Genomic DNA, 21,628 nt, shown 5'->3' on the forward strand with positions numbered 1-21,628 from the left:
GGCGGGGTCGGGACCGTACCACGTCACCTCGCCCTTGCGGGATCCGCCCACGCCTGGAGCGTCACCAGGTCCGGTTCCATGAGAAATGGTGCGACCTCGTCGAGGGTGCCGATGCGGGACTGCGCGACGCCCAGGCGCTGGCACGCGGCCTTCGCAACCGCCGCCACGATGGGATGCGGCGATTGAACGAGTGCAACGAGCTCGTTGACCAGGGCTTTCGCGCCCAACTCCGCAGCCACGATGGCCGCAAACGGCCGCGGGTCGACCCGCCGATCGGTGCGATCGCGCAGGATGGTGCGCAAGGTATCCAGGGTGCGCGCACTCGGGCAACGCGAAGTGATGCGTCGGTAGCCCGCGGCCTCGAGCCCGAGTCGCGCCGACGCGGACGACGTTTGCACGTACGCGCGCGCGGCGCGAACCAGTGGCTCGCAATCGGGCTCGTAGGGACCGCGGCCCGCTTGCGAACCATCGAGGTCGAGCGCGATGGAGTGCGCCGCCTCGTTGGCGTACGCATCGAGGTGCACGGTGAGCCGCTCGAGCGGCACGGCGCCCGGCGTATGGCCTGTAAAGCGCTCGCGCGGCGTCTCGATGACGACGTAGCTCCAGAGTGTAGAATCCGTCGCTTGATCGCGCCCGAAGGTCGTTTCGATGTGCACGCGCGTGATGCCGGCCCAGCGAAGAACGCGCGGCTGCTCCTCGTGATCGACGAGCAATCCCCAAGGCACGAGGGCCATCGGCACGCTGCGTGGCGCAACGTGCGGCGTGCGTCCCCAACGCAAACGGTGCATGGAATACGCGGTGGTGGCGACGGCCACGAGGCCCGAGGCGATCGCCCCCCGCGGACCGAACGTATGCCAGATGCCTGCTCCCACCCCTGCTCCTGCAGCCACGACGCCCCCAAGGACGCCCAAACCGTGCCGCGGGCCGGGAAAGAACCCGACGTAGCGAAAATCCGGTGCGGGGGCCAGCATCTCCATATGATCCTTGATCTTAACGCTCTTGCTACCCTGGAGCACGGAGGCACCCTTTGTTCTGCACGACATGCGGCACGGACCTGAGCTCGTGGGGGGAAGCCTCGGACCAGCCGATACGGTTCTGCCCACAATGCGGCTCCAGGGTGAGCATTCCGCCGGCGCTCCATGCGGAACGGCGGGTGCCGGTCTCCACACCGGCGGTGCCCTCGTCGAACACGCCAACGGTGGCCGCAACCCCGTCGTGGCCGCACCCTCCCGTGGCTCAGGTGGTTAGCAGCGTCCCCGAGCCAGCGGCGTCGACGGGCTCCCGCGGCGGAACGAGCCAAATGGTGGCCAGTTCGCAGCCGGCACCGGTGGCCGTGGCGGTTTCGCCGTCGGCGATCGTGCCCTCGGCGGTCGCGGCCACCGTCGCCGCCCCCGCGTCCGAATTGCGCTTCGTACCCATTGCCGCGGGTGCCACGCTCGAGCGCGGCTACGGCCGCATGGTCATCGAAACGAGGGTCGGCGAGGGCGGCATGGGCATCGTCTGGCGCGGCTGGCTGTTCTATCCGCCCAGCGGACCGCGCGGGGGCGAGCCACCCGTGGCCATCGCCCTCAAAGTGCTGCGTTCCCAGATTGGCGCACGCGAGGACGTGCGCGCCTTTTTTCGCAACGAGGCCGAGGCGCTGCGCGTGCTTTCCCATCCGAACATCGTGCGCTTTTTCGATCTGTTCGAGTGGCCGCCGCAGCCGCCATCGCCACCGCCGAGCCACCCGGAGCCGCCTTCGCTGGCGCTCGCGATGGAATACGTCGACGGCGACACCTTGGAGCAAGTGATCGCGCGGCATGTGGCGCGTGCGCAACTGCGCGGGCCCGGCGCGCTGCCTGGGATGCCCTTTCGCCGCGCCTGGTACTACTTCCAGCAATTGCTCGGTGCGCTGGCCGCCACGCACGCGCTCGGCATCGTGCACCGCGACGTGAAGCCGTCGAACATTTTGATCCGCAAGGACGGGATCGTGAAGCTCACCGATTACGGCATCGCGCGAATGAATCAGCCCAACGGCCCCGACGAGAGCCACCTCGCCCCGGGCACCGGCGCGTACATGTCCCCGGAGCAGGTGCTCTCGCAGCCGGTGGATGGCCGGAGCGATCTCTATTCGGCCGCCATCGTGCTGTACGAAATGCTGAGCGGCCGCACACCCTTCAGCACCGAGAACAAGAGCGAGTTCTGGATTCGCCAGGAGCAGGTGCAGCGCTCACCGCCACCGATTCGCACGTTGGTCGCGCAGGCACCGCCGGTGCTCGATGCGCTCTTCTTCCGCGCGCTGGCCAAAGACAAGGGAATGCGCTTCGACAACGCCATCGAGATGGGCAACGCCTTTCGCGAGGCCATGGGCATTCCCGACTCGGCCGAGTGGCGCGCTCAAGCCGAAATCGCACGCGATGCCGTGCCCGCGCACGCTGCTCCGGCGGAGGCGGAGCGCCAGGCACGCCTGGGAACCTTGCGCGATTTCCTCGTGAAGAAGTACCCCACCTTGGGCATGACCGCAGCGTGAACGGCTCACGCGATGCGCGATTCGCGCGCACGGGCGTGGGCCAACGTTCCCAAGGTCGCGACGACGGCGGCGATGGGGGCGATGACGAGCGGCAAGAGGCCTGCGGCGAGGGCCAAGGTGACGGCGACCCCGGGCGCAATGCCCAAGATGAAGGCGAGGCGCGTGCGCTCGCGGGTGGTGCGCGCCAATGCAAGGGCCAGCGCGGCGTGACGGACGTCGTCGGAGGCAAGCGCCACGGACCATTCGCCCGGCGTGGCCCCCGCCGCGGAGAGCGCAACGGACACGTCGGCGGCGCCCAGCGCGGCGTCGTCGGACTGCGGATGACCGAGGACCGCCACCGCGTGACCACCTTCGCGCAGGGCCCGCACCTCGGTGCCGCGATCGGTGGGAAGGACCTCGGGGCGAATGTGATCGATGTCTAGGGCGCGCCCCAGGGTCTCACACGTGTCGCGCGCTTCGCCGCTCAGGAGCACGGGCTCGATGCGTGCATCATGCAATCGTTGCACGGCGGCGCGGGCTCCCGCGCGCAGGCCGTCTTGCAGTGCCACGAGGCCTACGAGCTTGCCGCCCAACGCCACGAGGAGCACGCTGCGGCCCTGGCCCTCGAGCTCCGACACGCGCGTATCCGCGAGTGCCACGCTCACGCGTTCCTCGAGCAAGAGGGCGCGACTTCCCACGACGAGCCGCTCGCCGCGGGCGGAAAGCGCGGTGACACCAAGGCCCGCATGCGCGGTGGCGTTGCGCACGTTTTCGATGCGGATCCCGCGCGATTGTGCCGCACGCAAAATGGCCGACGCAAAGGGATGGCTCGACGCGGTTTCCGCGCCGGCGGCCAGCGCCAGGACGCGGTTTTCCTCGAGGGAGCCGAGCGGCTCCAGGGCCACGATCTCGGGCTCGCCCATCAACACGGTGCCGCGGGAGCACACCACCGCAACGTCGGCGACACCCGCATCCTGGAAGGCACGCGCGTCCTTGAAGACGATGCCATAGCTCAGAGCCTCGGCCTGACCTTGCGCGTAGTACAGGGCCAGCGCCGCCCCCACGCCCCACACGCCCAGCGCCATGGCCGCCGCGGCGACGGCGGCCAGCACCGCGGGTCCGTGTCCATCGTTGGCGATGACCGCCACGCCCACGAGCAGCGCCGCAATGGGCACGCCGCGCTCCAAGAGCAGCCGCGTTCCGCGGGCCAGCGGTGCCGCGACGTCGATGCGAAGATCGGGATCCAGCAGAAGGCGCACCCACGCGCGCTCGTGCGCGGCCCACGTGGTCATCAAGCGAAGGGTGCCCGAAACGACTTTGGCACCCGCAACGATGGCGTCGCCCTCTTTTTTGCGCGCCTCGGCGGGGCCATCGATCCACGGAATCACCGTGGCCTCACCCGCGGCCACGATGGCGTCGACGCCGACCACCTCGCCGGCTTCGACGATGACATGTTCGCCTGGCTTCACCTGCGCGGGGTACAGCTCCAACGTCTCGGCGCCGCGCACCACGCGAACGCGCACGTCGAGCGCTTCGGCGATGCGTGCGCGATGGTGTGCCATCGGCTCGAGCGCGCGATCGACGCGAACCGCAATCACCAGCGCGGCCGCGGCACATAGCCCCGCGAACGACGCCAGCGAGCCGGCGTTTGCCTCGTGCCCCCCGGCGGCCCAAAGCGCCGCGATGAGCGCGAGAACCGGCGGAAATGCCGCAATGTAGGGGTGGGCCAGCGCCCGATCGTGTCGCGAGGTGAACACGCGGACGAGCCAAATCGCGCACGCCAGCACGGCGAGCGGCTCCCGCGCCACCTGCGCCCCTGCGAGCGCCACCACCGCAGCGAGCACACCCAAGGCCGCGCCGGCATACGCAAGGGGATCCTGCTTGGCCCGGAGAAAAGCCCGCCATCCGCGTTCCTCGGCGTGACTCTCCGCCCTCCCGATTCCGATGCCGATTTCTCGTTCCTCTTCCGCCTCGGGAGCGGGGGGGGGAGCGGGATCGGGTGCGTGAGCCGGCGCAGGCTCCTCCTCGTCCGGAGGGGGCTCTTCCACCGGCTCCTCCTCGTAGGGCGCCTCTTCGATCGCCGCCGCGCGGTGGCTCAGCGCGGGAGACTCTTCGTGCTGCAGCTCCTCGGCCGAATCGTAGGGCTCGTGCCCCGTGACCAGGGGCTCCGTCTCGGGCAGCGAGCGCGATGACAGCCGCGGCTCGTCCAAATCGGGCCACGATTCGGCGGGGGGAGGAACCGCCTCGCGCGCGCCGTTCGTGTGCGTCGTTGGTGGCGGCTTGATGATCGGCACGGCGCTGGGCGCCACCGGCGGAGGATCCGCCGTGAAGCGTTGGAGCACCGACATCGAGCCGGCGCTCGAGACATAGTCGCGCTTGCAGGTGCGATCGCAGAAATAGAAGAACTGGCCCTCGAGGATCGCCACCTCCCCCGCCCGGAGCGGGTCGATCTTCTTGCCGCACGCGGGACACGCATGCGTCGTCGAAGCAGGGGAAGGTGTGCGCCCATCCATCGAGAAATCCTCAGGCTCGCCGCTTCTTGTCCAGCTCGGCCACCACCGTACGAAGCGCCGTCACGCCGCGCGCAAGCTCGGCCTCCGTGACCACGAGCGGCGGGGCAAAGCGAATCACGCGCTCGCCGGCGGCGATGAGCAGCACGCCCTGCGCTTGAATGAGCGGCAGCACATCGCGCGCGACGAAGCCTTCGCGCAGGATCAGCCCCACGAGAAGCCCGTCACCGCGAGCGCCTTCGCACGTCTGCGGGAAGTCGCGGACCAGATCCTCGAGCATCCCAATCAGCGCCGCGCCCTTGGTGCGTGCTCCCTCGACGAGCTTCTCCTCGTCGAGAATGCGCAGCACGGTGAGCGCCGCGGTGCATGCCAGCGGGTTGCCACCGAACGTGGACCCGTGCGTGCCCGGCGGAAGCGCATCGGCCAGCTTTTCCGTGGTGAGCATGGCCCCGATGGGAAAGCCACCGCCCAGCCCTTTCGCCAAGGCGACGGCGTCAGGCATCACGTGGTCCTTTTCGAACGCGAGGAAGCGGCCGGTGCGCCCGATGCCGGTCTGCACTTCGTCGACCAAAAAGAGCGCCCCGTGCTCGTCGCACAAGGCGCGCAGGCCGGAGAAGAAGCCGGGCGGCGCGGGGAAGACGCCGCCTTCGCCTTGGACGGGCTCCGCGATGACGGCGGCCACGTCGGGCCCCATCGCCTTGCGCACGGCCTCGAGATCGCCGTACGGCACGTGGGTCACGTTGCCGGGAACACCGAACCCCTCGCGGTACTTCGGCGTGCCGGTCATCGACACCGCACCGAGCGTGCGCCCGTGGAAGGCGTTGTCGAAGGCAATGATGCGCGCACGATTCGTCTGGCCCTGGCCATAGAAATAACGGCGCGACATTTTGAGGAGCGCCTCGTTGGCCTCCGTGCCGGTGTTGCAGAAGAACGCGCGCGCGAAGCCGCTGCGGCGACAGAGCTCGTCCGCGAGGCGGATGTTCGGCTCGTTGTAGAAGTAATTCGAAACGTGCATCAAGCGCCCCGCCTGCTCGGCGATGGCGCTCGTCAGGGTCGGATGCGCATGGCCCACGCAGTCGACGGCCACACCCGCACAGAGATCCAGGTAACGATTGCCGTCGACGTCATAGAGATCGCAACCCTTGCCGCGGGTGAACACGACCTGCGCGGGGCGATAGTTTCCATAAAGGCGGCGCTTGGCAATCTCGAGCAGTTCTTCTTGGGGGGATGGCATGGTTTCCCCTTTATAGCAGTCGCCGCGTCGCGTCTCCTTTGCTGCGGCGCTCGAGCAAGATCTCCGCGATTTCGGCGAATCCTTCGCCCATGGCCTTTTGGGCGACGTAGCGGGGCGGAACCGTGAGCCGTTCCAGGTACGGGCGAACGTTGGCCACGCCAAAGGTGGTCCGAAATGCCGCAAAACACGCGGCATCGTTGCCGCTGTCGCCGGCAAAAGCGTACGCAACGAGGCTTCGCCCCGCGTCCTCGGAGAAGCGTTCGCGCAAGAAACGGACTGTGCCGGAAGCCTTGTCGTCGGTGTCGAACGTGGCATGCACGTGAACACTGGAACGCGTGGTGCGCGCTCCTTCGTCCACGATGATGGCCGCGATGGCATCGACGCGTTCGCGCGGCAGGTGCACGCGCTCGCCGATGTCCCACGTCACGTCGGAACGCCGCGCTTCGACATCGTCGGCCAAGCGGGCTTCGGGCACCTCTGCGCGAACCCGCTCGACGAGCTGCGCGAGGCGGATGCGTCGCCGCCGCCGCTCGGCCTCGTCGCACGCCTCGAGCCGCGCGATGCCGCGTCCTTCGCGCACGAGGTGCACGGCCCCATTTTCGGTGACCGCACCGTCGATGGGCCACTGCCGGACGATGATCTCGCCCCAGCCACTGGGCCGCCCGGTCACGGCCACCAGGCGAAGGCCGGCATCGTGCAGCTTCCAGAGCGCCTCGTAGGCTGCGCGGGTGAGCAGGCCGTGCGAGAGAAAGGTGTCGTCCAGATCGAACAGCAGACCGCGCAGCGAGCACGCCGTCGCGGTGTCGAGCGAAGAGAGCGGGATCATCGTTTTTCGATGCGTGCGAGAAGCGCCTTCAGGTAGAGCCCCTCGGGAAACGCCGCGCTCACGGGATGGTCGGCGCCTTGGAAGGCGCGCTCCCAGATGAACGCCTGCATGTTGGCGTGAAGTGCCCCGATGGCCAGCGAGCGCGTAAGTGCTTGCATGTCCACGGCCGACGAACACGAACACAAGATGAGGTCCCCGCCCGGCTTGGTGGCGCGGCACCCCAACTCGGCGAGCTTCGCGTATGCCATGAGCGCGCCTTCGCGCGAGCCGCGCGTCGGGGCCAGACGCGGTGGGTCGACGATGACCAGGTCATGGCCGCCCTCGTTGCCCGCATCGCGCAGCGCCTTGCGTGCATCCGCCTTCACGAAGTTGATCCGGCCCTCGAGCCCATTGTCGCGCGCACAACTTTCCGCAACTTGAATGGCCAACCCACTCTCGTCGACGGAGGTCACGCTGTTGGCCCCCCCGCGCGCCGCAGCCAGGGCAAAAGGCCCCACGAAGCTGTACGCATCGAGGACGCTGCGCCCGAGGGCCAGCTGCTCGACCCGCGCGCGAAGCCCGCGCTGGTCGAAGTAGTACCCCGTCTTTTGACCCAGCTCGAAGGGGATGCGAAACGACAGACCGCGCTCGTAAAAGGCGAAACCCGCCTCGCGATTCTGCGCGTCGGCCTCGCCGCGGACGATGCCCGCGTTGGCGGTGAAGCCTTCGTGCTTCGCGGTGGCCGCCGGTGTCCGATCGACGATGGCCCGGGGCGCGAGCAGTTGCTCCAGCGCCGAAAGCACCATGTCCTCGCGGCGCTTCATGCCCGAAGTGAGAAATTGCACCGCAAGCACGTCGTCGAAGCGATCGACGATGAGGCCCGGAAGGCCATCGCCCTCGGCGTGCACCAGGCGGTACCCGGTGGTCTTTTCACCTTCGCGGCTGGGCAAACCGAGCCTCGCGCGCCACGTGAGGGCGCGCTCGAGCTTTTCGCGAAAGAAGGCCGCATCCAGCGGAGTTTCCGCATCGCGAACCAGCAGGCGGACCGGAATGGAGGATCCAGGGGAGTAAAATCCGCGCCCCAGGAGATTGCCGCGGGGATCCAGCACGGAGACTTCGTCGCCCGCGGCGACGCCTCCGTCCATTCGATGAATGGCTTGTGCGTAAATCCAAGGGTGTCCAGCCCAGACGGGCTGAACGTGCCCAGGCTTTAGGTGCACAGTCGGCATGCGTGGTCGACTCTACTACACGACATGGGGCCGTTGCGGCTCACCCTTTGGCGTTACAGCGAAAGGAGGGAGGTGACGCCGGGCACGACGTGCGTTCCCCGTGCGACGTGAACGGCGGTCAACACCAGGCGACGGGAGCGCGGGATTCCCCGGTGCCGCGGACAGTTCTCCATGGCACTTCGGTTGCTAAGGAAGCATCCTATCTCGCCTACCATCGGCGTTAGAATACCCTCGAGGCACCCTCACATGACGAGCAACCAGAAGGCGGTCAGGACGATTTTTCTCTCGGCCCTTGGGCTCTCCCTTTCCGCGCTCTCAGGGACGGCGTTGGCCCAGCAACCTGCACCCGGTGCTTCGTCGAACTGTCCGCCCGGCAGTTGGTTCTGCAACGACGCGGCGAAGGCCAATGGGAATGCGGGCGCTGCGCCGTCGAATGGTCAACTGCAGCCGCTCCCTGGGACCGCGCCGGCACCGGCAGCTGCCAGCGTCGAAGTCGGCGCCCCCGCACCGGCCGCGGCTCCGGCAGCACCTGCGGCCCCGGCACCTGCCGGCACGCCCGTCGCGCCGCCCGTGGTGGTGTACCAGCCCGCGCCGCCGCCCGTGGTGGTCGTGCAAGGCCGGGTCGATGCGCCGCCGCCTTACCAGTACACCCCGCGCCCGAACAACCGGCTGCCGTACAACCGGCAAGAGTGGGGTTTGAACCTTCGCCTCGAGGGCGCCATCCTCGGCAGGGACAAGGCGGACAACTCCGGCATGGGCGGTGGCGGTCTCGCGCTGCGTTTCAAGCCGTCGCCGTACTTCGGCATCGAGGCGGGTGTCGACTTCCTCGGGGGCAAGGACTACTACGGCGACCGCCGCGGTGAGGTGAACTTCAGCGTCAGCGGCCTCGTTTTCGTGAACCCGCGCTCGCGCGTGCAGGTGTACTTCCCGCTCGGCGTCGACTGGGCCACCGCCAGCATCAACCGCGATGGCTCGCGGTCACCCGGCTGGTCCGACAGCCGCTACTACTACTTCGGCGGGCACGCGGGCGTCGGGCTGGAGTTCCGCGTCGCACGTCACTTCGCCTTGAACCTCGCGATGATCGGTTTCATCCGCGGCCGCACCGACGCGGGCAAAGAACGCAACCCGGAGTTCGTGGAAGCCGGCACCGGCCGCACGAGCAACACATCGGGCGGCGGTCTCTTTCAAGGCGGCATGACGATTTACTTTTAGAGCAGCCTTCGCTTGGCGCGACGCCGTCGGCTGATCCTATTTTCGCTTGCTTGTCTTAGCGGCGCGTTCTTCGCGTGCGCGTCGCCGCCGTTCGATCTGGTCAGCGCCCTTTGGTTCGGGATGGCGGCCTTCGCGTACTCGTTGCAAGAGTGCGCGGAGGCCGCCGTTCCCTTTTCGTGGTTTCGCGGTGGCCTGCTCGGACTCGGCTTCGGCATCGGCGCCAATGTGGTGGCGCTGCGCTTCGTGCCCGGTGTGATCACGCGCTTTACGCCGCTCCCGTACTCCGTCGGCATCGTGGCGCTGGTGCTGCTTGCGGCGTCGCAGGCGCTGCGCTGGGTCGTCGCAGCATGGGCGTGGAATGCCCTGACGCGGCGGCATGAGCGATGGCGGGTGCCGCGGCCCGTCGCGTTTGCGGTGGCGGTGTACATCGGCACCTGGGTGCCGGTCATCTTTCCGTGGAACCCCGCGGGCGGTGCCACATTGCATCCCGAGTTGGTCCAGCTGGCCGACACCATCGGCGAACGAGGCGTGAGCGCATTGATGGCGCTCTCCGCGGGCTTTCTCGCCGTGGCCGTGCGGCAGCGGCAACTGCGCACCGCATGGGCGGCGCTCGCATTGCCGGCGCTGATGTACCTCCACGGGCGCGTCCGCATGGGCGAGATCGACGCGCTGCGTGCCCGAGCAAAGACGGCCACGGTGGCCCTCGTGCAGCCGTCCGTCGAGGCGACGGAGCGCTGGGACCGAACGCGCGCGCGCCACATTCTCACGCTGCTGACCGAGCTCACGCAGCGCGCGGAGCGGGACGGGGCCGAGCTCACGATTTGGCACGAGTCGGCCTACCCTTACGAGATGGCTCACGCCTCACGACGCGCGCCCATGGCGTCGTGGACCATGCTGCAGCCCGGCGTGCACGGGCCCGTGCTCACGGGGCTCGTGCTGCGCGACGGAGGTCCGCCGCTCGCGGCGGCCGACTTTCAACGCAGCGAAACGGAGCGCTTCAACTCCGCCATCGTGGCCCACGGCGATGGGACCCTCTCGCAGCCGTACGACAAGCTGCACTTGCTCTGGTTCGGCGAGACGGTGCCGCTCGCCGACGCGATCCCCTGGATCCGGCGCACCTTCGCGCGCGGCCTGGGGCTGACGCCGGGCACGTCGCAGGTGGTGCTCGACGTCGGAAAGGTGCGCGCCACCGTGCTCATTTGCTTCGAGGACACCTTGCCGGCCGCCGGCCGCGAGGCCATGGCCCTCGCGCCGAATCTGCTGGTCAACGTCACCAACGACGCATGGTTCACGGCCGGTGAGGCCGAGAGCACCGAGAGCGAGCTGCACCTGCGCATGGCCGTCATGCGATCCATCGAAGGGCGCCGCGACATGGTGCGCGCGGTGAACTTCGGTCCCACGAGCTGGGTCGATGCCGCCGGGCGCGTGCGCGGCCGTTACGCGAGCATCACGCCGGGCGTGCTCCTCGCCACACCGGCGTTGCTGGAAACGCCGGCCACGCTGTACACGCGGTTCGGCGATCTGCCATTCGCGCTGGTGCTCGTCGCCGGCACCGCAGCCTTCGCCTGGGCGGCGGCTAGGCGCCCGCGATGACGATCTTGCCCACGAACTGATTGCTCCGCAGCTGCCCGAACGCCTCGCGCGCCTTCTCGAAGGGAACGACACGGTCGACCACCGGCCGCAAGCGATGCTGCGCGATCGCGCGATTCAGATCCTCGAAGTGGTCGCGGCTGCCGGTGAAAATGCCCTGAAGGCGCGCCTTCTTCGTCAAGAGCGGATAGATGTCCAACTTGGCCGTGATCCCCGCGAGCACGCCCACGACGCTCACCTGCCCGCCCGCGCGCACGGCGTGAATGGATCGTCCAAGCTCACTGCCCGTCACGTCCACGACGATGTCGACGCCCTGCCCTCCCGTAAGCTCCAGCGCCCGGACGTCCCAGTCGGGGTTCTTCTTGTAATTGATGCCCTCGTGCGCGCCGATCTCGCGGGCGCGTGCGAGTTTCTCGTCGCTGCTGGAGGTCACGATGACCCGAGCACCGGCGGCCCGCGCGAGCTGGATGGCAAAGATCGCAACGCCCCCCGTGCCTTGCACCAGCACCGTCTCGCCCGCCTTGAGCGGCGACTCGTTCAGGAACAGCGAGTGCCATGCGGTGAGGGCGGCGATCGGCAACGTCGAAGCCTCCTCGAAGGACAGGTGTTCGGGGAAGTGCACCAGCCGCTCGGCGGAAAAGGACGTGTACTCGGAGAGCACGCCTTGGTGCGGCGTACCGAATGAAAGATCGTACGAACCACCCGGGGTGGCGCCATACATGCGCGCGTGCGTCGCCCTTCCTCCGAGCCAATTCGAGAAGTGCGTGACCACACGGTCGCCGACCTTTACGCGCGTTACGCCGTCCCCGACGGCGGCAACCTCGCCGGCGGCGTCGGAAGCCGGAATCAACGGGCGCGGGTGCTGCGGGCTGGCTAGCCCCTCCACGAACGCCAGGTCGCGGTAGTTGAGCGAGACGGCACGCACGCGAAGGAGCACTTCGCCGGGGCCCGGTTTGGGGGTCTCGCGTTCCACGAGCTTCAATGCATCGATGCCGAACTTGTCCTCGATAACCCAAGCTTTCATGCGTTCCTCCAATGTGCCGCCGGACCGTAGATTCGTGCGCACATCGGTAGTAGGGGCCGCCGCGGAAGGTCACTCGTGCTAAAAAGGAACGAATCGTGGGCACCCTCGCGGGTATCGAGTTCTTCACCGCCACCGTCGAAGCGGGCAGCTTTGCCTCCGCCGCGCGCAAACTCGGCGTCACGGCCTCCGCGGTCAGCCGGCGGGTGGCCCAACTCGAACGCGAGCTCGGGGTGCCGCTCCTTTCGCGCACCACGCGCTCACTCAGCCTGACGGAAGACGGCCGCGCCTTTCATGAGCGGTGCGTGCGCATCCTCGGGGAGCTGCGCGAGGCACACGATGCGATGGCACGCGCGAGTCGAAAGCCCTCGGGGCTCTTACGCGTCGAGGTCCCTGTCGCGCTCGGGCATGCCGTCATCACGCCCAAGGTGCCGCGGTTTCTCGAAAGATACCCCGAGATCCGGCTCGAGCTCACGATGCGCGACCAATTCGTCGATCCCGTGGCGGAGGGCATCGACGTGCTCGTGCGCATTGGCCCGCCGGGGGAATCGTCGCTCATCGCGCGCCGCCTTGGCGCGAGCCAAATCGTCCCGTGCGGTGCCCCCACGTACCTCGCACGACGCGGCACGCCAAAGAGCCCCAGCGACCTCGCCGAGCACGATTGCATCGGTTACCTCCGCGATGGGCGCCCCGATCCATGGCGCTTCGAGGCAGCCGACGGCACCACCATGGCCGTCGACATCAAAGGGCCTTACCACGCCAACGATGCTGCGGCGGGCTACCTCGCCGCCCTCGAGGGACGAGGGCTCATTGCGCTGCTCGACTTCGTCGTGAAGGACGCCATCGCGCGAGGCGACCTCGTTCCCGTCCTCGAGGACTTCCCCATGCTGACGCGCCCCATTCACGCGCTCTATCCAAAGAACCGGCACCTCTTGCCCAAAGTGCGGGTTTTTCTCGATTTTATCGTCGAGCTATTCCAGAGCGCCGAACATGTTGGCGGACCGAGGATTTCAAGGAGTTCCGAGCGTCGCGAGGCGCTCCGACGATAACTGCTGTTGCCAATTTGAGGAGGAGCAACGAAGCGAGGCGAAGGAAATCCGCAGAAAGCCGACGGGAGTCAACGTGTTCGGCGCTCCAGGACCACAAAACGGCAAAGGCGTCAGCTTCAGGGCCGATTGCCCGAACTGACGCCCACACCGCCGATCTCCGCCGCACCACCCGTCGGCGCGGTTGAGGAGAGACGGGATATTACTGAATGAGGTCCTTGAGGGCCTTGAGGGCGGAAGCGCGGATCTTCTTGGAGGCCGGCTTGCCCTTGATCGTGATCGGCTGCTTCGTGAACGGGTTGATGCCGGGGCGGTCCTTCGTGGCCGGCTTCTTGACGGCCTTGAGCTTGAGCAGGCCCGGGATCACGAACTCGCCGGGACCGCGCGAGCTGAGTTGCTTCTTGATGAGTTCCGTGAGGCCATCAAACACCCGAGAGACGCTCTTCTTGTCGAGCTCCGAGAACTCGGCAATCTCGGAAATCACTTGCGCCTTGGTCATCCGCTTATTCGCCATTTGAGCTTCCTCCTGTCGAATGAAATCGACGATCGCCGGCCCACTCTAACGCTCTACCTGCGTCAATCGTTTCCCGCCAATACTGCCCCGAACACGTCCGTCCAAACGAATGTCTTCCCTCCCTCGCTTCGCCCCACGCTTGCGGGGACCGGTTCGGGGGAACAGGCAAAATCCCGGTGATGCACGGCTATACGCGACAGGTAACATCGCAAATCAGCACCCCGCAAGGGGAAAAAGCTTATTTCTTCGTCCCCACCCCTATTTTTTCCGCTCCACGTGAGCGGTAATTCCTCAAAGGTGGGGTTTCTATGGACCTCTGTGTGTCCATCCCGAACGCTTCGTCTGGGCAAAGAAGCGCCGGAAAACCCTCCATTATCAACCCTTTGGCTCTCTCCTTTGAGGGCGGCGGGCCTTGGTAACTTTGGCGGACGGAGTGGATTGGCGCCCGGCCCCGCTTGCAGCGCGCTTCTTGCCCAAGGCCCCGCTTGGGGGAGCCTTCTTACCCAAGGCCCCGCTTTGGGGGCCGTCCACGCCAGGGGCCGCGGCCGCGCAAAGCCGATCCGTTTCCTTTCGCATGGCCTTGTCGCGGACTGGGGTGTCATGGTCCCACCCCAGTAGGTGCAACAACCCATGTGCCACCAACATCGTCACCTCGGTGAGGGCGTCCACCTGGCGCGCGGCAGCCTGTCTTCTCGCGGTCTCGATGCTGACGATGACATCGCCGAGAAGCTCGCCGGCAAGATTGGAAAACTCGCCCTCACGCATCGCGAATGCCAAGACGTCTGTCGGCTTGTCTTTTCCGCGATAGACTTTGTTCAATTCGTGAATGTGATCGTCGTCTGTTAAGACGATAGAAAGCTCGGACTCTTGCAATTGAAGAAGGTCGAGCATGGCCATCGCACGGCGCTCCACTTCCCGCCGCGCGACGCCTTTCCACGGGCCGCACTCCACCACGACTCTAACGGTCATCTATTTCTCGAACCTGGCCGAGGCCACACTCTCATTCGCGGTACGCGCCAAATGAGAGCGGGCCGTTCGCCGTTGGACAGGGAACTATTTGGCCGTGGCAGCCGATTTCTTTGCATCGGCGAGGAACTTCTCGAGTCCAATATCCGTGAGCGGATGCTTGATGAGTTGCTTCAAAATGCTACCCGGAATGGTGGCGCAATGAGCACCCACCATCGCGGCCTGCGTCACGTGGTACGGGCTGCGGATGCTCGCCGCGAGCACCTGGGTGGGCAGATCGTAATTTTGATAAATGGTGACGATCTGCTCGATGAGTTCCATACCCTCGTGCGACGTGTCGTCGATGCGGCCGAGGAAGGGCGAGATGAACGTGGCGCCGGCTTTGGCCGCGAGAAGGGCCTGCGTGGCGCTGAAACACAGGGTGACGTTGGTCTTGATGCCTTCCTTGGTGAAGGTCTTCACCGCCTTGAGACCTTCGGAGATGAGCGGCACCTTCACGACGACGTTCTTGTGCAACTTGGCGAGCGCGCGACCCTCGGTGAGGATTTCCTCGTAGTTGACGGAGACGACCTCCGCCGAAACGGGACCGTCGACGATCTCGCAGATTTCGGGGATGGCGGTCTCGATCTTGCGCCCCACTTTGGCGAGCAGGCTGGGATTGGTCGTGCAGCCGTCCAAAATGCCCATCGAGGCAATTTCTTTGATCTCGCTCAGGTCGGCGCTGTCGATAAAGAGCTTCATGGCTTCCGATCTCCTCGGTCAATTATGGGTGCGAACTTAACCACCATCCACCCCGTCTGCGGTGCTATCTGTGCGGTTTTCGTAGCGCCGGTGCCCCGATGTTTCGAGAGCGCCGGTGTCTCGCTAGCTAGGAATGAGCCTTAAAATGGGGTGTTTAGCGTGCGATCGGCGTTGGGGAACATGAAGGCTTGCGTCATCATTCCCGCGTACGACGCGGCGGCGAGTTTGGCGTCGGTGCTCGAAGAGCTCAAGAGGGAACTGCCTGAAATTCCGCCGGATCGGCTCATTGTTGTCGACGACGGTTCGCGTGACGGGACGGTGACCGTGGCCCGCGAGGCTGGGGTTCGGGTCGTTTCCCATGCGAAAAATCTCGGGAAAGGCGCTGCTCTATCGACCGGATTGCGCGAGGCTCGCGACTTGGGGTGCGCCGTTGCGCTCACCGTAGACGCCGACGGGCAGCATCCGGCCGCATCGGCACGCGCGGTGCTCGAGGGTTCGGCCGATCCGCATGCGCTCGTGCTCGGCGTACGCGATTTGGTGCGCTCGGGTGCGCCTCGCGCGAACCAGTTTTCCAACGGGATCTCCAATTTTTTCCTGTCGCGGTTCGCGGGGAGGACGTTGTCGGACACGCAGTGCGGACTGCGCCGTTATCCCGTGGAGGAAACGCTTGCGCTTGGTCCGCGCTCCACGGGCTACGCGTTCGAGGCGGAGATCATTTTGCTCTTCTGCGCGGTGCGGGCGGGTGTCGTGGAGGTCCCCATCGAGGTGGTGTACCCGCCGGAGGATGAGCGCGTTACCCACTTCGACAGCGTGCGCGATCCGGCACGGATCATCGCCGTGGTGCTGCGCACCGTGTTCGCGACCCGCTTGCGGTCGCTGCGGCGGTTCACGGCCTACAATACGTGACGAGGGTTTCCCTTGTTGTGGAGGCGGCATAAAAAGAAGCTGATCGCGCTCGGCGTGCTGCTCTTGGCGGCACCGGTGGGGCATTGGGTCGTGAAGGCGGCGACCGGAATCGCGCCTCCGGCCGGCATGGCTAGCGTGCTGACGACGACCGCCGCCGAAGCCGTGCGCGAGGAGAATGGAATCCGGCGCGCCGGCAAGGCCTATGCACGGGTGCGTGCCGGCGTGCGCGAGGTGTACCTCGAGGGCGACGCCGAGAGCATCGGGCGCGATCATGCGCGGCTGCTTCGCGACCGCATGATGAACAACGAGCTCACGTTATGGGACGACTTCGAGCGAGCGGTGCCGTTCGCTCCGGCGCGAGCCCTGCTGATGGACCTGGGGCGGATTCAGTACCGCCACGTCGATCGCGGCGTTCCCGAGGCGCGTCTTCGCGAGCTGGCGGCAGAAGCCGCTGCATTCGAGCCCGAGCCTCTGTCGGGCACGATGCCGACATACCATCGCCTGCTCTTTTTGCATGCGCTCTACGACATCGCTTTGAGCTTCGAGCATTCGCCGCTCATCGGTTGCTCGAGCTTCGCGCTCGGTCCGAGCCGCACCGAAAATGGGCATGCGCTGATGGCGCGTGCCTTCGACTTCGAGGCGGGGGACGTCTTCGATCGCGACAAGTCGGTGTACTTCGTGCGCGGCCCGGGCACGATTCCATTTGCCAGCGTGGCCTGGCCGGGGCTCATCGGCGTGATGAGCGGGATGAACCTCGAGGGCGTCTCCATCGTGGTGCACGGAGGGCGCGCGCGGGAGCCGCGCACCTCGGGCATTCCCGTGGTGTTCTCGCTGCGCGAGGTGCTCGAGCGCGCGCACGACACCGACGAGGCGGTCGCGATCCTGCGCGAGCAGTCGGTCATGGTGTCGCACATCGTGATGGTCACGGACGCACGCGGTCACGCCGTCGTCGTGGAGCGCGCGCCGGGCGAGCCGGTGAGCGTGCGCGAGGGGAGCGAGGATCGCCTGGCGCTGACGAACCATTTCGAGGGCGCGCTGAAGGACGATCCGCGCGATCATCAGGTGCGCGCGGGCACGTCGACCCTGGCGCGCCGCTCGCGGTTGGACGAGATGCTCGCCGAGGTGGGACCGTCGGCGGGCAGCGTCCCGCGCATGGTGAGCATGCTGCGCGACCACCGCTGCGCCGCGAATGTGCCGGGCGCGTGCGAGCTCGGCGACCGGCGCACGATCGACGCCCTCATTGCCACGCATGGCATCGTTGCCGACGCAACGGATCGCGTGCTGTGGGTTAGCGAAGGGCCTCATTTGTCCGGCCGTTTCGTGCGCTTCGATCTGCGCACCATCTTTGGCGAAGGGCACGATCCGGCGCGCGATCCGGAGCCGGAGACGCTGCCGGCCGATCCCATCTTGCAAGATGGCCGCTACGAAGCGGGGCGCGCGCACGCGGGCGGGTGGCACGTGAAAGGAGAAGGGCGATGACAGGTTGGTCGCGAAGGCGTTTTCTCGTCGGCATCGGCGCGGCCTCGCTGGCCATGCGTCACGCGGACCTCGCCCGCGCGGCGGACGACGTGGACGCGGCGTTGGCCGAGGTGGCACGCGCGCGGGCGTCGCTGAAGACGCTCGTGGGACCGTTCACGCAGGAGCGGACCATCGGGCTCATGTCGGCGAAGGTCAAGTCGACGGGCACGCTCACCTTGGTGCGTCCGGAGCGATTGCGCTGGGAGCTCGCGGCCCCTGACTCGGTCGTCTACTGGGTCGGGCCGGAAGGTGTCGCCTACCAGAGCACGCACGGCCGCGGGCGCATGCCGGTCACGCAGGGAAAACTCGCCGTGGCGCTGGAGGACATCCGCACCTTGCTCGGCGGCGATCTGGCGCAACTGAAACAGCGCTACGAGTTGCGCGTGGTCTCGCGCAACGACGACGGCATCTCCTTCGAGGCCACGCCGCGTGCGACGGCGAACGGTGGCGGCAAGCTCGATAAAATTCTCTTCTCACTCGACCGCGAGCGCGTGCGGCCAACGCGCGCCACGCTCGTCGAAGGACCGCGCGATCGCACGGAAATTACCTTCGGTACGCTCGAGCGCGACGTGACCGTGGACGCGGCGAAAGTTCGCGCGCCATTCTAACGCCAACTCGAGGCGGCTTAAAGTTGGCCCATGGCGGCCGGTGAATCGATGCTCCGCTCCGACACTCGTTCACTCGGAGGAGCTCATGAGTCGTTTCATTGGTCCGGATCGTCGACGTCACCGCATGTACGTGACGAAGAACACCGAGTATCACTTCCGCGATGGCTTCTGCATCGCGGTGCGCGATCGCCGCACGGGCAGCTTCCTGCCCGGCCACCTCGCGCTGAAGCGACGCATCAGCGGCGGGCTGCGATTCTTTCGCAACGGAGCCATCGTGCCCAACCCGGGCGAACCGATTCTGGGCGAGGCGATGTACTTCACCTACGACGGCCGTGACCTGATCACGAGCCCCCTGGAGAGCATCGATCGCCCCGACAAGGCCACCGTCAAGGCTTATCCCACCGTTTCGTAGCCGACGTCACCAGGCGCGGCAGCGCCACCATTACGGGTCCCCCTTGCGGCGATGGCCCTCTGACCTGCGAGATCCGACGAACCGGCGGTGCAGAAACGCGCTCGCTGAATTAGAGTAACGGTCTCCCCGAATGTTGGCCGTTCCTCCGCGTGTCGAGCTCCGTCTTCGCCCACTGGAAACTCGTCGGCTCTATCTCGTGCCGATCGACTCGTCGGACGCCCACGATCTCTGGTACGCGGTCGACTCGTCGCGTCGTGAGCTGGAGCCGTGGCTTCCGTGGGTGCCCTTCAACGTCGACCCCGATGCGAGCTTCCGCTACGCCGACGCGAGCGCACTCGACTGGGACAACGCCCGCGCATGCCGCTTCGGCATCCGCGATCGCGCGTCGCGGAAGTTTCTCGGGGTGGTAGGCCTCGAGTCGTTCGCGCACCTGCACCAGAGCGTCGAGCTCGGTTATTGGCTGCGAAGCGACGTGACCGGCCGCGGCTGCATGACGGAGGCCGCGGGCATGCTCCTGACGTGGGCCTTTCGCGAGCTGAAAGCCCACCGGGTGCGCGTAGCCGCAGCAACGGACAACCACGCATCCCTGGCGGTCATCCGCCGCCTTGGATTCCGCTTCGAAGGCATCGCCCGCGAGGCCGAACGCTGCCACGGCCGCTGGCTCGATCACGCCGTCTTCGCGTTGCTGTCGTCCGACAAGCGTCCCTGACCAGGGGAGCGCTCCCAGAAAGATTTTACAGGGAGACGGGGAGGCGGGGAGTTTTTGTTGTTTGGCGCAACAGTGCTCCGATTGGGAGCACCGTTGGACCAAACCTAAAAACTCCCCGCCTCCCCGTCTCCCTGTTCAAACTCTCTAGCCGAGAACGGGACTACTTGGTGGCGTCGGCGGGGGCGCCGTTGGCGCCTTCTTCTTTGCCGTCTTTGGGGTGCACGGAAGGCTTGGTGGTGTCGCCGCCTCCCTTGTCTTTGTCCTTGCCGCCCTTCTTGTCGTCGGCCTTGGCCTCGGGGGCGGGTTCGGCGGGCTTCGCTTCCACGACGGGGGGCGCGGCGGCGGCCTTGATGACTTCCTCTTTGGTCAGGGGTTCGCCCACGTCGAGGGTGCACTCGCCGAAGACGACCTGCATCTTCCCGCTGGGCGCCGCGAGGCGCACCTCGAGGGACTTCGCGCGAAGGCGCGTGTTGTCTTTGACGACGCCGGAGAGCTGCACCGTCTCGGACTCGAAATCGCCCGAGAGTTCGCCCGCCGAACGAAGGTCGGTGACCTTCACGCTGCCGCTCACCGAGCCCGACGTGCTCACGTTGAGCGACGGCGCGGCCACGTCTCCTTCGATTCGGCCTTTGACCACGATGGGGCAGTTCGAAGTCAGAGAGCCTTTGAACGTCGTTCCCTCTTCGACGAGGGTCTGCTTCACCGCTGCTGTTCCCGGTGCGCCTGCTGCGCTGCTGCTCTTATCGATCATCAGGTCCTCCCACTCTTCGACGATTGCCCCGCCTTACCTTGTCCTGCGCCGCCGGCGCCTTTCCCGTTCGTCCCCGCCTTGCTGATCTTCATGCGAAGCTTGGAGCCGGGCTCGAACGCAAAGCGCGTTCCCTCCTCGGGCGCTTGCTCGACGGCGCCCACCAGGGTGCCGCCGGCGGTGACGATCACCTCACGCGGCCCCACGATGCCCGGGGCCGAGCGCTCGTAGTAGTGGCCGTTGATGATGATCTTGCCAAAACCGTTGATCTGACAACCGGCCAAGATTCCCGATTTGCCGATCACCAATTCGACGCCGTTGCCCAGCGTGATCGAGCACTGTTCGAAGAGGCTCTCGATCTCCACCGTTGCGCCCTCGTCGAACTCGAGGCTCGCATTGCGGAACGTGTCGCCCCGGCCGAAGTAGCGCTTTGCCGGCAGCCGGCCACCCACGGCGGCTTGCGGCGGCAACTGCGACGGCGCCACCAACGTGGGCACCTCGCCTGCGAGAATGCCGGGCATCTGCGCGGAACTCGCCCGCGTCGAACCATCGCCGGGGATGGTCACGTCGATCCACTCGCCGCGCAGGTTCTTCAGCGGCTTGCCGGTGCCCGACAGACCGCCCACCTTGAGGCCGTTCACGTTGGCGCCGTCGAGCGTCGCGCCCGTGAGGTTCGCATGCCGCGCGTCCGCCTTTTCCAGATCGGAATCGGTCAGGTTCGCGTTCGACAGGTTCACTTTGAGGAGCGAGGCCCCGATGAACTTCGCCGCACGCGCATTGACGCTCACCAGCTCCGCGTCGTTCAAACGCGCATCGGTGAAGTCAGCCTCCTCGAGGTTCGCCGAGCGAAGGTTCGCGTTCGACAGATCGGCCACGAGAAGCTTGGCCGCGCCGAGGTAAGCCTCCACCAAGTCCGCGTGGGAGAGCACGGCGCCGCTCAAATCGGCGCACCCGAGGTTGGCCGAATCGAGCTGCGCGTAGCTGAATTTCGCGCCCGTGAGATCGGCGCCGACCAAGTTGGCGCCTTCGAGGTTCGCGCGGCTCAAATTCGCGCCGGCGAGGATGGCGCCTTCGAGATTCGCGCCCTCCAAGTCGGCATTGTCGAGATTTGCCTCGCGAAGATCGGCGCTCACCAGGTACGCCTCGCGCAAGCTGGCGTTCTTCAGGTTGGCGCGGGAGAGGCGCGCGCCCTCGAGGTTCGATCCTTCCAGATCGCAACGTCGGAGATTCGCCCCCTCGAGCGGTGCGCGTGCGAGGTTCACGCCGCGCAAGTCGGCCCGCTCGAGCCTCTCGCCGCGCTTGATCTTGCTGAGGATGACGTCAGGTGTGAATTCCGGCATGTGTTGGCTCATCGGTTTTCGTTTCCGCGCC

Annotated in this window: 20 protein-coding genes; 9 read left to right on the forward strand and 11 right to left on the reverse strand. The window is 66.8% G+C overall.

What is annotated here, in order from left to right; translation table 11 throughout:
* Positions 1 to 23 precede the first annotated feature (23 nt).
* Positions 24 to 1,016 carry a hypothetical protein gene (locus LZC95_42630; GenBank protein ID WXA93136.1) on the reverse strand — a complete coding sequence of 331 codons (993 nt, stop codon included), beginning with the start codon at positions 1,014 to 1,016 and terminating at the stop codon, positions 24 to 26.
* A 101-nt stretch (positions 1,017 to 1,117) separates the two neighbouring features.
* Between LZC95_42630 and LZC95_42635 the strand changes: the two genes are divergently transcribed.
* Positions 1,118 to 2,509, forward strand: a complete 1,392-nt coding sequence (locus LZC95_42635; protein ID WXA93137.1) for a protein kinase — start codon at positions 1,118 to 1,120, stop codon at positions 2,507 to 2,509.
* Between the two features lie 5 nt (positions 2,510 to 2,514).
* On the opposite strand, the gene LZC95_42640 is transcribed toward LZC95_42635, so the two are convergent.
* Genes LZC95_42640 through LZC95_42655 form a run of 4 tightly spaced genes read right to left on the reverse strand, consistent with a single transcriptional unit; the run spans position 2,515 to position 8,266 of the window.
* On the reverse strand, positions 2,515 to 5,001 hold the full coding sequence (locus LZC95_42640; GenBank protein ID WXA93138.1) for an HAD-IC family P-type ATPase: 2,487 nt from the start codon (positions 4,999 to 5,001) through the stop codon (positions 2,515 to 2,517).
* Between the two features lie 10 nt (positions 5,002 to 5,011).
* The gene (locus LZC95_42645) at positions 5,012 to 6,232 is read right to left on the reverse strand and encodes an aspartate aminotransferase family protein (protein WXA93139.1); all 1,221 of its coding nucleotides are present in this window, start codon (positions 6,230 to 6,232) and stop codon (positions 5,012 to 5,014) included.
* Positions 6,233 to 6,242: 10 nt separating this feature from the next.
* The gene (locus LZC95_42650; GenBank protein WXA93140.1) at positions 6,243 to 7,058 is read right to left on the reverse strand and encodes an HAD hydrolase family protein; all 816 of its coding nucleotides are present in this window, start codon (positions 7,056 to 7,058) and stop codon (positions 6,243 to 6,245) included.
* Entirely contained in the window at positions 7,055 to 8,266 is a 1,212-nt protein-coding gene (locus LZC95_42655; protein ID WXA93141.1) for a class I SAM-dependent rRNA methyltransferase, read from the reverse strand. Before LZC95_42655 ends, LZC95_42650 begins: the two co-directional genes overlap by 4 nt.
* Positions 8,267 to 8,512: 246 nt before the next feature.
* On the opposite strand from LZC95_42655, the gene LZC95_42660 reads away from it, so the two are divergent.
* Together LZC95_42660 and lnt are read left to right on the forward strand one after the other, a co-directional pair.
* Complete coding sequence (locus LZC95_42660) at positions 8,513 to 9,478, forward strand: porin family protein (GenBank protein ID WXA93142.1); 966 nt, start codon at positions 8,513 to 8,515, stop codon at positions 9,476 to 9,478.
* A gap of 12 nt (positions 9,479 to 9,490) precedes the next feature.
* Positions 9,491 to 11,071, forward strand: coding sequence for an apolipoprotein N-acyltransferase (lnt, locus tag LZC95_42665; protein WXA93143.1), 1,581 nt, complete (start codon positions 9,491 to 9,493; stop codon positions 11,069 to 11,071).
* On the opposite strand, the gene LZC95_42670 is transcribed toward lnt, so the two are convergent.
* On the reverse strand, positions 11,055 to 12,092 hold the full coding sequence (locus tag LZC95_42670) for an NAD(P)-dependent alcohol dehydrogenase (protein WXA93144.1): 1,038 nt from the start codon (positions 12,090 to 12,092) through the stop codon (positions 11,055 to 11,057). The two genes, lnt and LZC95_42670, sit on opposite strands and share 17 nt — an antisense overlap.
* Positions 12,093 to 12,187: 95 nt before the next feature.
* Between LZC95_42670 and LZC95_42675 the strand changes: the two genes are divergently transcribed.
* Positions 12,188 to 13,138 carry a LysR family transcriptional regulator gene (locus LZC95_42675; GenBank protein WXA93145.1) on the forward strand — a complete coding sequence of 317 codons (951 nt, stop codon included), beginning with the start codon at positions 12,188 to 12,190 and terminating at the stop codon, positions 13,136 to 13,138.
* Between the two features lie 199 nt (positions 13,139 to 13,337).
* Here LZC95_42675 and LZC95_42680 read toward each other — a convergent pair whose 3' ends face one another.
* From LZC95_42680 to fsa, 3 genes are all read right to left on the reverse strand, one after another.
* Entirely contained in the window at positions 13,338 to 13,649 is a 312-nt protein-coding gene (locus LZC95_42680) for an HU family DNA-binding protein (protein WXA93146.1), read from the reverse strand.
* A gap of 375 nt (positions 13,650 to 14,024) precedes the next feature.
* Positions 14,025 to 14,546 carry an rRNA maturation RNase YbeY gene (gene ybeY, locus LZC95_42685; GenBank protein WXA93147.1) on the reverse strand — a complete coding sequence of 174 codons (522 nt, stop codon included), beginning with the start codon at positions 14,544 to 14,546 and terminating at the stop codon, positions 14,025 to 14,027.
* A 156-nt stretch (positions 14,547 to 14,702) separates the two neighbouring features.
* Entirely contained in the window at positions 14,703 to 15,356 is a 654-nt protein-coding gene (gene fsa, locus LZC95_42690) for a fructose-6-phosphate aldolase (protein WXA93148.1), read from the reverse strand.
* 180 nt (positions 15,357 to 15,536) lie between these two features.
* Between fsa and LZC95_42695 the strand changes: the two genes are divergently transcribed.
* The 5 genes from LZC95_42695 (at position 15,537) to LZC95_42715 (ending at position 19,509) form a co-directional block, all read left to right on the forward strand.
* Positions 15,537 to 16,262 carry a glycosyltransferase family 2 protein gene (locus tag LZC95_42695; GenBank protein WXA93149.1) on the forward strand — a complete coding sequence of 242 codons (726 nt, stop codon included), beginning with the start codon at positions 15,537 to 15,539 and terminating at the stop codon, positions 16,260 to 16,262.
* A 12-nt stretch (positions 16,263 to 16,274) separates the two neighbouring features.
* Positions 16,275 to 17,741 carry a C45 family peptidase gene (locus LZC95_42700; GenBank protein ID WXA93150.1) on the forward strand — a complete coding sequence of 489 codons (1,467 nt, stop codon included), beginning with the start codon at positions 16,275 to 16,277 and terminating at the stop codon, positions 17,739 to 17,741.
* The gene (locus LZC95_42705) at positions 17,738 to 18,388 is read left to right on the forward strand and encodes an outer membrane lipoprotein carrier protein LolA (GenBank protein ID WXA93151.1); all 651 of its coding nucleotides are present in this window, start codon (positions 17,738 to 17,740) and stop codon (positions 18,386 to 18,388) included. Before LZC95_42700 ends, LZC95_42705 begins: the two co-directional genes overlap by 4 nt.
* Before the next feature lie 85 nt (positions 18,389 to 18,473).
* Positions 18,474 to 18,800, forward strand: coding sequence for a hypothetical protein (locus LZC95_42710; protein ID WXA93152.1), 327 nt, complete (start codon positions 18,474 to 18,476; stop codon positions 18,798 to 18,800).
* A 196-nt stretch (positions 18,801 to 18,996) separates the two neighbouring features.
* Positions 18,997 to 19,509 (forward strand): GNAT family N-acetyltransferase, encoded by a 513-nt coding sequence (locus LZC95_42715; GenBank protein ID WXA93153.1) that lies wholly within the window; start codon positions 18,997 to 18,999, stop codon positions 19,507 to 19,509.
* Positions 19,510 to 19,669: 160 nt separating this feature from the next.
* Here LZC95_42715 and LZC95_42720 read toward each other — a convergent pair whose 3' ends face one another.
* Together LZC95_42720 and LZC95_42725 are read right to left on the reverse strand one after the other, a co-directional pair.
* Positions 19,670 to 20,260: a polymer-forming cytoskeletal protein gene (locus LZC95_42720; protein WXA93154.1), complete on the reverse strand. Its 591-nt coding sequence runs from the start codon at positions 20,258 to 20,260 to the stop codon at positions 19,670 to 19,672.
* Positions 20,260 to 21,609, reverse strand: coding sequence for a pentapeptide repeat-containing protein (locus LZC95_42725; GenBank protein WXA93155.1), 1,350 nt, complete (start codon positions 21,607 to 21,609; stop codon positions 20,260 to 20,262). The genes LZC95_42720 and LZC95_42725 overlap by 1 nt, the downstream gene beginning before the upstream one ends.
* Positions 21,610 to 21,628: the final 19 nt, after the last annotated feature.

The sequence above is a fragment of the Sorangiineae bacterium MSr12523 genome, assembly GCA_037157775.1.
Lineage (GTDB): Bacteria > Myxococcota_A > Polyangia > Polyangiales > Polyangiaceae > Pendulispora > Pendulispora brunnea.